Here is a 12696-nt window from a genome sequence, read left to right on the forward strand (position 1 = left end):
AATATAAAGAGGAGGGATGATATGTTCATTTTACCAAAGAACGTTACAATTATCGAGGTCGGGCCAAGAGATGGCCTACAAAATGAAAAGAATCATGTAGATGAAAAAAACAAATTGGATTTCATCCATTCATTGCAAGCTGCAGGAATCCAGGAAATGGAGCTAACATCCTTTGTTTCACCAAAATGGGTACCACAAATGGCTGACGCAAAAAACATTGTAGCAAAAACAGAGAAGATTGGACGCCAATTTGTATTGGCACCAAATGAAAAAGGGGCTGATCTTGCTACTCTGGCAGGTGCGGAAAGTATCGCCGTCTTTGTCGGTGTCAGCAATACTTTCAATAAAAAGAACATTAACCGGACGACAGCTGAGAGTATGGACGCACTTGAACCTGTCATCGCAAAATTGAAAAGAGATGGCCTTTTCGTGAGGGCATGCATTTCAACCGCGTTTTATTGTCCGTATGAAGGGAAGATAGAGAGAGAGGAAGTTAGTAACCTGTGCAGACGATTCGTTTCGATCGGAGTGGATGAACTGAGCGTAGCAGATACGATCGGGATGGCAAATCCGGTTGAAAGCTACGAGCTGTTCACATTGTTAAGAGAGCAATTTCCGGAAGTTCTTTTGACAGCTCATTTTCACGATACACGGAAAATGGCAATCGCAAATATTTTTTCTGCATTACAGGCAGGAATCGACCGTTTTGATACTTCCGCTGGCGGCCTGGGTGGTTGTCCTTTCGCACCCGGCGCAACAGGCAATGTAGCGACAGAAGATGTTGTCCATATGCTTGATTCCTTAGGGATTGAAACGGGGGTCAATGTTGAAAAGATTTGTGAAGCTGTCGGAATGATTGCTCCTCTTGTTTCGCATCCTATCGTCACAGGAATGTACAAAATGTACAAAAATCGCAGCTGCTGAAGGAGTTGAAGTTAATTGAAACGGCGCTTCCTATATATAACAGGCATTATTGGAAGCATATACACCGCCATTCTGACAATTCTTGGTTTTTACGCGGCAAATCGTTTGATGTTCATGAAACTGAAAGATCATGATTTGATTGTAAAACGAGAAATTATTGCCAAAAGGTTTGATGAACATTGGTATGGAACGGTGCGGAAAGAGGATTTTTGGGTGGACTCCCCGAATGGTTACCCGTTGCGTGCGGTTTTTTTACAACCGCTTGATACGACAAGGACAGTTATCATTTGCCATGGCGTGACGGAAAATAAGATCAACTCGATTAAATATGCACGATTATTTGAACGGCTGGGATTCAATTCAGTCATTTACGATCACCGCCGCCATGGGGATTCGGGGGGAAAGACGACAAGCTTCGGTTTTTATGAAAAGGTCGACTTGAATGCACTAGTCTCCGCTGTACGCGACCGGATTGGCAGCCGGGCATTGCTCGGCGTCCACGGTGAATCGATGGGAGCTGCGACGACGATCCTATATGCGGGAGAGTATGAAGATGAAGCAGACTTTTACATTGTCGATTGTCCATTCTCCGATTTCACCGAGCAGATCCTTCATATCATGCGTACGAGCACACCTCTTCGGTCGTCAATGACATTGCGGGCCGCCAATCTGTTCCTGAAGATCAGAGACGGCTACACGACAGGTCTCATTTCGCCGAGGGAAGCGATTGTAAACATTAAAAAACCGATGCTGTTCATCCATAGTATGGAAGATGATTTCATTCTGCCGGAAATGACGAAGGAACTGTACGAGTTGAAGGATGACAAGAAGATGATAAAGCTATTCGATAAGGGTGCCCATGCGAAGTCATTCAATGAGAATCCAGAGGAATACGAACAGGAAGTCTTGCACTTCCTACATAATTTCGGTTTTCAGACTTCATGACATGACAAAAAAACCTCTTTCCAGTATATCGGAAAGAGGGTTTCTTTTAGCTATAATTAAGCTTTTTGAACGTTTGTAGCTTGTAGGCCACGTTGTCCTTGCTCAATTTCAAATGTTACGCTTTGACCTTCGTCTAAAGATTTGAAACCGTCGCTTTGGATTGCTGAGAAGTGTACGAATACGTCTTCTCCACCTTCACGCTCGATAAATCCAAAACCTTTTTCTGCATTAAACCACTTAACTGTACCTTGTTCCATAATTGTTGCCTCCTAGTGCGGTTATCCACACAATGTGTTATTATCCTTGCTCAAATACTTTAGACGAAAAACAAAATCTAATCTCGATCTGAAACAGAACAAAAATAATTCTTCTTAAGAATAACAGATGCACAAGGAAATAGCAAATGATATGTGGCAAGTTTATTTGGACAATGCAATTTTTATATGCGCCAAGTGATGATTTTCATGCCAAGCTAATTTTGCAACTTTTGTTCCAACTGTTATTTCACCGTTTTTCTGGTGAGTAAAAACTCGATCCAGCTGTTCTTCAGTTAAACTCTTTCCTAATGCTACGATTCGCTCATTAATCCCTTCAAGCATTTTAATGGAGCTTTCCACAGGAAGCTGTGTATCCGGTTGAATCGCCCACTTTTCTTCATCAAACGCCGGTACTGTTGGATTTTCATCAGTTAATGCAAGTTTTAACCGTTGATACATGTTCAACTGAGAATCTGCAATATGATGAACGAGCTGACGTACTGTCCAGGCGCCATCCCGATAAGTTTTTCTTAATTCCTCTTCATTTAATGAATCAACAACTTCTCGTAATCGAATCGTGTATGTTTCGATGTCCTTTAGCCATTCTTGCACATTTGCTAGTGTTGCTTTTTCAGGAACTTGTAATTCCCCTATTGGATATTTAACATCCATTTTTCATTCCCCTTTTCATTATTAAATTTATACGTTATATACTACATCTGCAATCTTAGTTGGTTTTACAATCTCAATGTAATGATTTTCAGCTAACCAATATCTACTTTGGTACTTAGTTAGTCGTTCTTCATACTTCCCGATATACAAATCACGATTTAATACTCTCTTATACCTTAGTTCCCGTGGGCAATCTAGATATATGACAAAATTGTAGAACCCTTTCCATTCTTGTCTTTGTAGAAATATACCTTCAATGAGAACAACACTGGCGGATGGTACATTAATACGATTGGTTGTAGTTGTGTCAGTAAATTTGTCATAAAAATCAAGCTGAATATTGTCACAACCACTAGACAGCGGTTCAAATAAAGTAGCCCTCAACTTAGTAACATTCCATTGTAAGTAATAATATTCATACCACTCTTCATGTCCTGTTTGGTATCGGTTTTTCCTTTCAACAATGTGGTCATCTAGATGAAAAGAGACAGCTTGGCAATTGTGATAACTTAATTCCTGTTCAATTTCTTTAACTAATGTAGTTTTTCCAGAGCCGCCTAAACCATCTATTCCAATTATTATTGGACATGTTTGATTAGGACGTATTGAGAATTGAAAGATAATCCTTTCAACCATATCTTTAATAGATATTAACATCGCCCCCAATTTATTCTCCTTCATACACCGGGATTACAAAGTTAACTAATCACAGGCAAAGTTTTATTCTCAGCCCATTGGCGTATAAACTGTTCTTGGCGCGGGTTCAAGTTAGCAGGTAATTCATTTTTCCTGAAAAACAGATGCTCTTTACTTTCAATTCCTTGCTGCTTTAGTTCACCGCTAAATGTAGTTGTCGTAAAGATGATTTGAACACTGTATACTTGATCCTTATTTGGATAATGTACAAAACAACTCTCTCCTGAGTATATACCGAACAACTTCAACTCACCAACGTCCAATCCTGTTTCCTCGTCAGTTTCTCTTTTGGCTGTTTGCTCGAATGTTTCCCCGATCTCCATAACTCCGCCAGGAATACACCAATTATCTTCATCAGTCCGATGTTGCAGTAATATACAGCCTTCATTTTCTATTATTACACCACAACCAACCGTGAAGAGGGTTTCGTGACCAATCAGTTCTCTCATACTTCTAATATAGTTCATACAATTCCTCCTTATATTTCTACTCTTACTCCAAAGAATCTTTAATCTGGCTTCTCTTATAAATAAATCGCCAAATGAAAAAAGAAATCCAAGAAACAATGGGAATCGCGGACGTGGCATACCAAGAAGGGATGTCAGTCAAAAATAAGAGTAAGCTAGCTATTATGAAAGAAGGCAACATGATTGCGATCCATACACGGACTTCTGGATTTCTAAAACTTAAGTCAAACCCATCCATTTGTTTGCTCTCTGTCTCTTTATATTCGTTATTCATAAAAGTTCCTCCTTTAAGACTTCAAGAAACGTCGATTAAATTACTTGTTATCTTTACCTTTTGTTTTTTTACTCGCACCCCAAAATGCCAGTCCAATTAGTGGAATGGCAATGATCCACGGTATGTCAATTTGGCTTTGCAGCATGAATGACATAAGCATCAAGACTACTACGCCAACAATAATATAAAAGCACCCTCTCCCGAATGTTTCCATAAAGTTCACTCCCCTACCTGTTGGTTTCCCATATAGCTAGTTTCCCTTGCCTATTAATTATACGGATAACAATCCGAATTGTTCCATCATTCTTGGTTTTCTTTTACCACTTATGTTGTCGGCTTGACTTCATTGACCAATGCAGGCTTATTTTCTGTATGAACAAACGCAAAAAAACAGAGCGTTGATCGATTAGCTTCGCGCTCTGTTTCTCTCTATGAACCTTGTTTTGTTGAGTTGCTTATTTCATGAGTGAGCCTACACATATTCAGGGATAAACATTTAGACAACGGATTACCTCAAAGGCATATGTCCCTTTTAAAACCTTTAATCGAAATTTATCGTTAAAAAGCAGCATAACCGCCCAGTTCTTTCAGTCGTCTACCCCCATTGTTTATCTCCTGCTTTTTAGAGGAAGAACTATAAGAACGGATTTATCCAGCTACAGAACTTTCGAGGAGGTTTTATACAATGGAAAAAAGTGAACGGACCGTTGCAGAATTGGTACTCGATCAACTATCGTTATTCGGTGTAAAACGGATTTACGGTGTAGTTGGTGATGCGATTATCGGTCTCATTGACGCACTTGCAAAACAAGATCAAATTCAATTCATCGCAGTTAAACATGAATCGACTGCTGCTTTCATGGCTTCTGCAGAAGCGAAGCTGACAGGCCGGCTTGCAGTATGTACAGCAACGATGGGGCCAGGGGCAGCCAACTTGATAAACGGGTTGGGAGACGCATATGCAGACAAAGCACCTGTCCTCGCTATCACTGGCCAGGCACCGACGGATAAAATCGGAACAGAATTTCCGCAATATGTTGATCAGCAGGAGCTAATGAAACCTTTCGCAGCGTTTTCAGCTACTCTTGCCAATCAGGATGCAACAATCGAACTTCTGCATAGAGCAGTGCGCAAATCACTCGGTCAGCGGGTGGTCACTCATTTGTCCATCCCAAAGGATCTTTTCATGGAATCCACTTCTGTAGTGCCGCGAGCTTTGCCAGAACATATAGGGGGCTTTGCTTCTTTCACAAAGGATAGCTTGAGCCAGGCAACATCAATGATGAAAACAGCAAAGCGCCCGATGATTCTCGCAGGATCCGGAGCTTCCGCTGCATCAGTTGAGGTTGAGAAACTTGCTGAAGTATGGGGGGCTGGCATCTTAACTAGTTTAGGCGGAAAAGGTTTATTGGATGAATCTTCCCCTCTCCTGTTGCAAGGCATTGGCGAAGGCGGCAATCCGCATGCCGCCGATGTCTTGAAAGATGCCGATGTTGTCCTTCTTGCAGGTACGGCATGGTGGCCGGAAGGGTATGTCCCATCTGACGCACAAATTATCCAGATAGACACCCATTTCGATAAGATTGAAAAGAGCATCCCCGTGAAGCTCGGCATCACCGGATCGACAGAAGAAGTTCTACCGCTTTTAAGGGAAAGCCTGCAAGGATTTTCCCGAGCTGAAGACTGGGTTGACCGCTGCCGGGTAGCTAAACAGCAATGGGCCGAGCAAAACGAGCAGGAAGGCAATACTGCGGGGTCTCCCGTGCATCCTTCCCGTATTATGCGCGCCCTTGAAAGAACAGTTGATGCAGATGCAATCCTTGCAGTCGACACAGGCGACGGTACGGTGTGGTTGAATCGCAATTTCAGGCAAAAACAGCAAAGAATATTATTCTCCGGGTACTGGCGGACGATGGGCTTCGGTCTGCCTGCGGCAATGGCGGCAAAGCTTGAACAATCGGAAAAACAAGTCGTAGCGATCGTCGGAGATGGCGGCCTTCAAATGACGCTAGCCGATTTGACGACTGCGACTCGCTATGGACTCGACATTGCCGTCATTGTTTTAAATAACGGCTCACTTCAAATGGAAAGGGACAAGATCAACGTCATGGATAAAAAAGAAGTGGGAGTTGATCTCACAAACCCTGATTTCATCAAAATCGCCGAAGCGTGCGGATGGAAAGGATTCCATGTCGCAACAGATAAGGAGCTTGAATCCGTACTTGAATCTGCCCTAAAAACAACAGCTCCTGCACTCGTGGACATCCAGACATCCCAAGCATTCTTCCCGGAAACCAACTAAAGTTTGTTGCAATTTACACCTTTGTATAATCAATGGACACATCGAATGTGGCTTTTTTATACAAAGGTGTTTTTTTGTGGATAATACTATTTTATAATATGTAAATTAGAAAAGATCCGATGCCATTACAGCATTTCGCCCATATAGAAAGAGCTGGCAAGTTAATCGATGTCGTAGTCTTTTATCTCCTCTAAAATGATATTGGCATGCGAATTCCGTACCTTTTGATAGATCGATTCGAAATTGTTCCATTGTTAGTACCCCTCAATCGGTTGCAGTATTTTCTCGATTTCAGCGCGTCGATCTTCTAAGAAAGGAGGCAGATCCAGTTGTTCACCGAGCGTTTCGATATCCCCGTCAATCGTAAATCCTGGCCCGTCTGTAGCAATTTCGAATAAGATGCCGTTTGATTCGCAGAAGTACAGGCTCTTAAAGTAGAAGCGATCCACTATACCGGAAGTTTGGAAACCACATGCCCGCACTTGCTCATCCCAGTAAGCAAGTTCCTTATCATCATTGACACGGATAGCTAAATGATGGATGCTGCCGCGTCCCGGTTTTTCTGTTGGACCATCTAAAGATTTCACAACGATTTCACCAAACACTTCACCTAGTACAGATTGAAAAATCGCCTCGTCCCCTGTACGTGATACCTCTGTATATCCAAAAATTTCTGTCAGTGTACTCGCTAATTTTTCAAGTCTACGCACTGTTATTTCTACTGAAGCCATCCCTTGAATTTGGTGTTCTACCGGTACAGGCGATTTTTCCCACGTTTCCCAATGCGCAACTTTCTCACCATTCGACACAAGAAGCACCATGCGAAGCCCTTCAGCATCTTCAAAGTGCAAGGCCCGTTTATTAGCATAAGTAGTGATGTCGCTATGTTGCACGCCATATTCCTCAAACCGGGCTTTCCAATACGTCAGGCTTTCTTCCGTAGGTACGAGCAAACCGATTTTAGTGAATGCATTCGTTCCACGGTATGTGCGCCCGGCAGTTGGAATTTCAAAGAACGATAACTCCGTTCCAGGACTTCCTTTTCGATCGCCGTAAAATAAGTGATACATTGTGGGTGAGTCTTGGTTTACCGTCATTTTCACACGACGTAAACCAAGTATTTCCCTATAAAAGTGGTTATTCTGTTTTGCCTCTTTGGTAATCATTGAAATATGGTGATGACCTGGAATTGTATACATAAGAATGTCTCCCTTTTTTCACTTGACTAATCAAGTGATGCTGCGGCGGTAATAGGCTCTACAGTCTCAAAATAGTGTTGTTCTCCTAACCAGTATCTTCTTTGTTTCGCTCGATCCGTCAGCACGTTGAAAAGATAGGCGGGTTCGATCCAGTCGCAAAACAATGAATTTGAGTCTCAACGAAATGAAATCGGCTCGTATCACAATAAAACGACCGCAACACAATAAAACCGGTATACAACGAAAGCAAATAGCTTGCATCACAATCATACTAAATTGCAACGAAACAAATGCCATTCGCATCGAAAACAACCCGGTTTAAGAGCAATAAAACCCTTCCACCGGCTTATCAAACAGCATGAAAATGTCTTTGAAATACGTTTCATCGCTACACTAAGCAAAAGCTTTTTGAATTATAATAAGCTCACCCATAGACCTCTCACTTATTATTCTTTAATATTTTACTGCCGACTCTTCTAATATCCTAAGGCCTGCAATGTAACATTGTCATGGAGAAAAACGCATTCGAGACTATCAGGGGCAAGGCGCGATCTTTAAATTCAGCGCGAACTGTCAAAATGACTAGTATTTCTTCATAATAAAAAACCACTTTCCTGATTTCATCATCAGTAAAAAGTGGTTTTTGTCGATTGTATCATTTTGATAGCTTGTCCAAATAACTCAAATGAAAATAGCATTTATAGAAGGAAAATAAGCTAGCTTATTTTTTCTTGCCCGCATTGTCACTTACTTTGTTCATTTGTGCCATCATTTGATTAATCTTCTTCTGTGAAGGTTTTTGTCCCATTTGCATCATCATCATACGTAACATTTGCTCATTGATCGGTGGGTTTTCCTTCAAATATTTCATCATATATTGACGTGCAATGAAAAATCCGAGGGCCACACCTGCGATTAACGCGACGACGGCAATGAGGATTACCCAAATCGTGCTTACCATCCGCTATACCTCCTCCACTACCGTGATTCGAGAATACTCTACCATGATGGATTATACAACAAAGAGACCGCGGATAGCAATGACCGGCTTTGAATATTTCTATATTATACCGAATAAAGATTTAAAATAAGAATGTATGATCATTTCCGAGATGATTTTCCTGTTTGACAGGTTTCAGCCATCCCCACTCGCCATGCTTGTCCATCACTGCAAAGAAACGATCATCCGATCCGGATAATGCGACAAACAGATCTAGGTCCAACATACGCGATCCATCGCAATAAGCTTGAAGTGAATAAGGGTTAAGTGAAATGTGAATGGAACCTTTCACTGGATGAGATAATTTATATTCTCCATCATCGCTTTCGACCGTCGTAAAACTTTTCCCCAAATTGCTGAGGATTGCTTGGTCAATCGCTGATTCTTCGATTTCATCACATAAATAACGGACTTCTTGTAAAGGTTGCTCCTGTGCATGATCTTTGAGCAAATCATAGAGAAGCCCTTCCCTTCCAAGAATGAACGATTGGTATCTCTTTTTCACTTTATAAATATCATAAGTTCTCATGACCGTCACTCCTTTTTACATAGTCTATCCCAATAGAAGTAAAAAGTTTGTCAAAACACGGTAAAGAAAGGCACTATTGTTGTCGAAAACTTTCCAATAGTGTATCAATAAAGCAGCGAAAAATACCGCTCCGGAATAAGTAGTCTTATGACATTCCGAAGCGGTATAGATTAATTACGACCGAGGATCGTTTTCATCTCACGAACGACATTTTCTTCAGTGAAGCCATATTCTGCAATAACCTTTTCCCCTGGAGCGCTTGCTCCAAACGTGTCAATTGCAATGACTCCGCCTTCGTCACCAACATATTTATGCCACCCGAGGGAAGCACCCATTTCAATGGATAGGCGTTTTTTGACTGCTTTCGGCAGTACGCTTTCTTTGTATTGCTCATCCTGCTGCTCGAACAAGTCCCAAGAAGGCATGGATACGACGGCAACGTCAATTCCCTCTTCCCGGAGTTTCGCTTGAGCTGCAACAGCAAGGTTTACTTCAGAGCCTGTCGCAATGAGGATTCCGTCTGCCACATCTTTTTCGGCAGGAGAAATCGTGTATGCTCCACGTTTCACGCCATCCATTGCAAGTTCAGCGGATTTCGGCAACACTTGCAAATTTTGACGGGATAATACAAGTACTGTCGGTCTGTTTTTCGATGATACCGCAATATTCCATGCAGCCGAAGTTTCATTGCCATCCGCAGGGCGGATGACCGTTAATCCAGGCATTGAGCGAAGGGATGACAGATGTTCCACAGGCTCATGTGTTGGACCATCTTCACCTACTGCGACGCTGTCATGCGTAAATACGTATGTGACAGGCATTCCCATAAGGGCGGATAATCTGATTGCCGGTCGTACATAGTCGCTGAATACAAAGAACGTTCCACCGAATACATGCAAGCCACCGTGGAGTGCCATCCCGTTCAACGCAGTACCCATCGCGAATTCACGGACGCCGAACCAGATATTGCGGCCGCTGTAATCGCTTGGAAGGAAGTCTCCCGCACCTTTGATTGTCGTCTTATTTGAACCTGCAAGGTCTGCACTTCCTCCAAAGAAAGAAGGCAGTACATTTGCAATGGCGTTGATGGCATCTCCTGAAGCGGAGCGAGTAGCATGTGAAGAACCTGCCTCGTAAGTTGGAAGCGCTTCTTGAAGTCCTTCAGGCATTTCACCTTTGATTGCCGCTTTCAATTGTTTGGCCAAGTCAGCATGTTTGCTCTCGTATTGTGCAAACAGTTCGTTCCATTGCTGTTCCTTTTTGACGCCTAATTCATCGGTCGCCTCTTTGAATGCCTCGTAGACGCCTTCAGGGACACAGAAATCCTCTTCATATGTCCACTGGTAGTATTCCTTCGTAAGCTTCATTTCATCTTCGCCTAGTGGTGCACCATGGACGTCAGCTTTTCCGGATTTATTCGGCGAACCGTAGCCGATGACCGTCTTCACTTCGATCATTGTCGGGCCGCCTGAATTGCCTTTCGCCTCTTCAATCGCTTTTGAAACTAGTTCAACATCATTGCCATCTTCCACACGGATATAGTTCCATCCGTATGATTCAAAACGTTTTCGGATGTTTTCTGTGAATGACATATCTAGTTCCCCATCTAAGGAGATGTCATTGCTGTCATAGAGGACGATCAATTTTTCCAATTGGAGATGACCTGCAAGGGAAATCGCTTCTGCTGCAACGCCTTCCATAAGGTCGCCGTCGCCGCAAAGTGCAAAGGTATGATGATCGACTATGTCGAACCCCGGGCGGTTATAAAGTGCAGCCAAATGCTTTTCAGCCATGGCCATTCCGACTGCCATTCCGATTCCCTGTCCGAGTGGACCTGTCGTTGCTTCGACACCGACTGTATGGCCGTATTCCGGATGACCAGGTGTTTTCGATCCCCATTGCCTGAAGTTTTTCAATTCCTCCATTGGCAAACCGTAGCCGCTCAAGTGAAGCAGGCTATATAACAGCATGGAGCCGTGACCTGCAGAGAGGACAAACCGATCGCGGTTGAACCATTCAGGATTGGAAGGATTATGATGCAAATGCTTCGTCCATAGGGTGTAAGCCATCGGAGCTGCTCCCATTGGCAATCCCGGGTGGCCGGAATTCGCCTTTTCGATTGCATCGATGGATAACGTCCTAATCGTATTAATTGCTAATTGGTCAATCTTTTCGGTCATTCAGAACATCCTTTCCCGTGCTTTATCTTGTAGTTGCAATTGTTATAGCATCTATAGTGTAGTCAATAAATAGATGAAATACAATCCATCCTATGTTTGGTTATTCAGTTCAGGAACTTCTTGTTTCGAGCATCTTTCACTTTTTCCGGGGTGACGTCGTTGCCTTCAGGATCGATCACTTTGACGTTTTCGATTGTGTCCCGCATGGATGAACGGAATGTTTCAAGGTATTCTTTGCGTAGTTGTGTTTGTTCTTTTGCTTCTTCGATTGATAGGCCGATTGTTTTTGACTTTTTGGATAGTTCGTTGATACGTTTAATTTTATCTTGGGATAACATAAAATTCCTCCAGTTGTATTGTCCATCACTCAATTGTACAATGGATTTCCGTTCCAGGCGGACGCTTTCCAATCGAACAGCGAAGGGTTCGATTTGCCGTATTTCTGCACTTTTTACAGAAATTAAGGCAGCCTAGCACTTCAATCCTTATAGCCATAATACTAATTACAATATTACCACTAACAATTGAAGTGGAACTCATTAAAACTCTACTTTGAAGGTATACAAAAAGAGCAGGAAGTGCAACAAATCAGCCTTCCTGCTCGTGTTCATATTCTTTATAACGACGGTGGACCGTTGCTTTGCTTACATTATGACCGAGGCCTTTCAATACTCCGGCGATTTCTTCAAATGTGAGTCCCTTTTGTCGCAACGAGACGATTTCACTAATTGGGACTTCAATCCGTTCGCGTCCTTCTAGATTCCCTTTGTTTTTCAAGTTCCGTTCTGGTTTGTAACCGTCGCGGACTGCCCGCTTCATGCCTCTACGGATTTTGGCGTTGTGCAATTTGCGTTGGTACTCTTCTACAATTGCCAGTATTTCCAGCAGCATTGTGTCCATCTCATTTAACTTCAACGCGCCGCTATCGTGGTTTGTAATGACTGCAGTATTCGTTTTGGCAAGAAGGTGAAGGATAGCGACCCTTGCGTTCCCCCTCCCTAGTCTTGTTTCATCTTGTACGAGTACCGCGTCTATCTTTTCATCACGGACGCAGTCCAGTAAGTCGAGCAATCCCTCTCGATCCATATCGTAGCCGCTATGTTTTTCCTTGAATATATGTATAGGCTTCAGCCCTAGCTCGTCCGCAAGCCGCTTCAGTTCTTCTTCCTGCCTGGACAAGGAGGCGACTTGAGAGTCTTTTTCCGTACTGACACGGCAATATAAGACACAGGTCTGCATTTTCTCTGTCAT

Annotated in this window: 15 protein-coding genes; 3 read left to right on the forward strand and 12 right to left on the reverse strand. The window is 42.7% G+C overall.

What is annotated here, in order from left to right; genetic code table 11:
• The first annotated feature begins 21 nt into the window (after nucleotides 1-21).
• Nucleotides 22-924 carry a hydroxymethylglutaryl-CoA lyase gene (locus M3152_RS08585; protein ID WP_251694730.1) on the forward strand — a complete coding sequence of 301 codons (903 nt, stop codon included), beginning with the start codon at nucleotides 22-24 and terminating at the stop codon, nucleotides 922-924.
• Nucleotides 925-939: 15 nt separating this feature from the next.
• Nucleotides 940-1869, forward strand: coding sequence for an alpha/beta hydrolase (locus M3152_RS08590; protein WP_251694731.1), 930 nt, complete (start codon nucleotides 940-942; stop codon nucleotides 1867-1869).
• A 56-nt stretch (nucleotides 1870-1925) separates the two neighbouring features.
• On the opposite strand, the gene M3152_RS08595 is transcribed toward M3152_RS08590, so the two are convergent.
• The 6 genes from M3152_RS08595 to M3152_RS08620 form a co-directional block, all read right to left on the reverse strand.
• Nucleotides 1926-2126: a cold-shock protein gene (locus tag M3152_RS08595; protein ID WP_147058293.1), complete on the reverse strand. Its 201-nt coding sequence runs from the start codon at nucleotides 2124-2126 to the stop codon at nucleotides 1926-1928.
• A gap of 162 nt (nucleotides 2127-2288) precedes the next feature.
• Nucleotides 2289-2798 carry a YfiT family bacillithiol transferase gene (locus tag M3152_RS08600; protein ID WP_251694732.1) on the reverse strand — a complete coding sequence of 170 codons (510 nt, stop codon included), beginning with the start codon at nucleotides 2796-2798 and terminating at the stop codon, nucleotides 2289-2291.
• 27 nt (nucleotides 2799-2825) lie between these two features.
• Nucleotides 2826-3455: a kinase gene (locus tag M3152_RS08605; RefSeq protein ID WP_251695294.1), complete on the reverse strand. Its 630-nt coding sequence runs from the start codon at nucleotides 3453-3455 to the stop codon at nucleotides 2826-2828.
• 41 nt (nucleotides 3456-3496) lie between these two features.
• Entirely contained in the window at nucleotides 3497-3961 is a 465-nt protein-coding gene (locus M3152_RS08610) for an NUDIX hydrolase (RefSeq protein ID WP_251694733.1), read from the reverse strand.
• A gap of 25 nt (nucleotides 3962-3986) precedes the next feature.
• On the reverse strand, nucleotides 3987-4235 hold the full coding sequence (locus M3152_RS08615) for a hypothetical protein (RefSeq protein WP_251694734.1): 249 nt from the start codon (nucleotides 4233-4235) through the stop codon (nucleotides 3987-3989).
• A gap of 40 nt (nucleotides 4236-4275) precedes the next feature.
• Nucleotides 4276-4449: a hypothetical protein gene (locus M3152_RS08620; RefSeq protein WP_251694735.1), complete on the reverse strand. Its 174-nt coding sequence runs from the start codon at nucleotides 4447-4449 to the stop codon at nucleotides 4276-4278.
• Nucleotides 4450-4920: 471 nt separating this feature from the next.
• Here M3152_RS08620 and M3152_RS08625 point away from each other — a divergent pair, with 471 nt between their 5' ends.
• Nucleotides 4921-6537 (forward strand): thiamine pyrophosphate-binding protein, encoded by a 1617-nt coding sequence (locus tag M3152_RS08625; RefSeq protein ID WP_251694736.1) that lies wholly within the window; start codon nucleotides 4921-4923, stop codon nucleotides 6535-6537.
• Nucleotides 6538-6791: 254 nt separating this feature from the next.
• Here the strand turns inward: M3152_RS08625 and M3152_RS08630 are convergent, their stop codons facing one another.
• The 6 genes from M3152_RS08630 to M3152_RS08655 form a co-directional block, all read right to left on the reverse strand.
• The gene (locus M3152_RS08630) at nucleotides 6792-7736 is read right to left on the reverse strand and encodes a ring-cleaving dioxygenase (RefSeq protein ID WP_251694737.1); all 945 of its coding nucleotides are present in this window, start codon (nucleotides 7734-7736) and stop codon (nucleotides 6792-6794) included.
• Nucleotides 7737-8457: 721 nt separating this feature from the next.
• Nucleotides 8458-8697 carry a YneF family protein gene (locus M3152_RS08635; RefSeq protein ID WP_251694738.1) on the reverse strand — a complete coding sequence of 80 codons (240 nt, stop codon included), beginning with the start codon at nucleotides 8695-8697 and terminating at the stop codon, nucleotides 8458-8460.
• Between the two features lie 121 nt (nucleotides 8698-8818).
• Nucleotides 8819-9265, reverse strand: coding sequence for a sporulation inhibitor of replication protein SirA (gene sirA, locus M3152_RS08640; RefSeq protein ID WP_251694739.1), 447 nt, complete (start codon nucleotides 9263-9265; stop codon nucleotides 8819-8821).
• Nucleotides 9266-9435: 170 nt separating this feature from the next.
• Complete coding sequence (tkt, locus tag M3152_RS08645; RefSeq protein WP_251694740.1) at nucleotides 9436-11445, reverse strand: transketolase; 2010 nt, start codon at nucleotides 11443-11445, stop codon at nucleotides 9436-9438.
• A gap of 104 nt (nucleotides 11446-11549) precedes the next feature.
• On the reverse strand, nucleotides 11550-11783 hold the full coding sequence (locus M3152_RS08650; protein WP_251624111.1) for a DUF896 domain-containing protein: 234 nt from the start codon (nucleotides 11781-11783) through the stop codon (nucleotides 11550-11552).
• Between the two features lie 250 nt (nucleotides 11784-12033).
• Nucleotides 12034-12696, reverse strand: coding sequence for a YneB family resolvase-like protein (locus M3152_RS08655; protein ID WP_251694741.1), 663 nt, complete (start codon nucleotides 12694-12696; stop codon nucleotides 12034-12036).

Source organism: Sporosarcina luteola (assembly GCF_023715245.1).
Classification (GTDB): domain Bacteria; phylum Bacillota; class Bacilli; order Bacillales_A; family Planococcaceae; genus Sporosarcina; species Sporosarcina luteola_C.

What these genes read in the sequence shown, in the direction of transcription:
- sirA (WP_251694739.1), bottom strand. Translation starts at nt 9,265, where the DNA reads ATGAGAACTTATGATATTTATAAAGTGAAAAAGAGATACCAATCGTTC.
- M3152_RS08585 (WP_251694730.1), top strand. Translation starts at nt 22, where the DNA reads ATGTTCATTTTACCAAAGAACGTTACAATTATCGAGGTCGGGCCAAGA.
- M3152_RS08625 (WP_251694736.1), top strand. Translation starts at nt 4,921, where the DNA reads ATGGAAAAAAGTGAACGGACCGTTGCAGAATTGGTACTCGATCAACTA.
- M3152_RS08615 (WP_251694734.1), bottom strand. Translation starts at nt 4,235, where the DNA reads ATGAATAACGAATATAAAGAGACAGAGAGCAAACAAATGGATGGGTTT.
- M3152_RS08650 (WP_251624111.1), bottom strand. Translation starts at nt 11,783, where the DNA reads ATGTTATCCCAAGATAAAATTAAACGTATCAACGAACTATCCAAAAAG.
- M3152_RS08600 (WP_251694732.1), bottom strand. Translation starts at nt 2,798, where the DNA reads ATGGATGTTAAATATCCAATAGGGGAATTACAAGTTCCTGAAAAAGCA.
- M3152_RS08630 (WP_251694737.1), bottom strand. Translation starts at nt 7,736, where the DNA reads ATGTATACAATTCCAGGTCATCACCATATTTCAATGATTACCAAAGAG.
- tkt (WP_251694740.1), bottom strand. Translation starts at nt 11,445, where the DNA reads ATGACCGAAAAGATTGACCAATTAGCAATTAATACGATTAGGACGTTA.
- M3152_RS08635 (WP_251694738.1), bottom strand. Translation starts at nt 8,697, where the DNA reads ATGGTAAGCACGATTTGGGTAATCCTCATTGCCGTCGTCGCGTTAATC.
- M3152_RS08655 (WP_251694741.1), bottom strand. Translation starts at nt 12,696, where the DNA reads ATGACAGAGAAAATGCAGACCTGTGTCTTATATTGCCGTGTCAGTACG.
- M3152_RS08605 (WP_251695294.1), bottom strand. Translation starts at nt 3,455, where the DNA reads ATGTTAATATCTATTAAAGATATGGTTGAAAGGATTATCTTTCAATTC.
- M3152_RS08595 (WP_147058293.1), bottom strand. Translation starts at nt 2,126, where the DNA reads ATGGAACAAGGTACAGTTAAGTGGTTTAATGCAGAAAAAGGTTTTGGA.
- M3152_RS08610 (WP_251694733.1), bottom strand. Translation starts at nt 3,961, where the DNA reads ATGAACTATATTAGAAGTATGAGAGAACTGATTGGTCACGAAACCCTC.
- M3152_RS08620 (WP_251694735.1), bottom strand. Translation starts at nt 4,449, where the DNA reads ATGGAAACATTCGGGAGAGGGTGCTTTTATATTATTGTTGGCGTAGTA.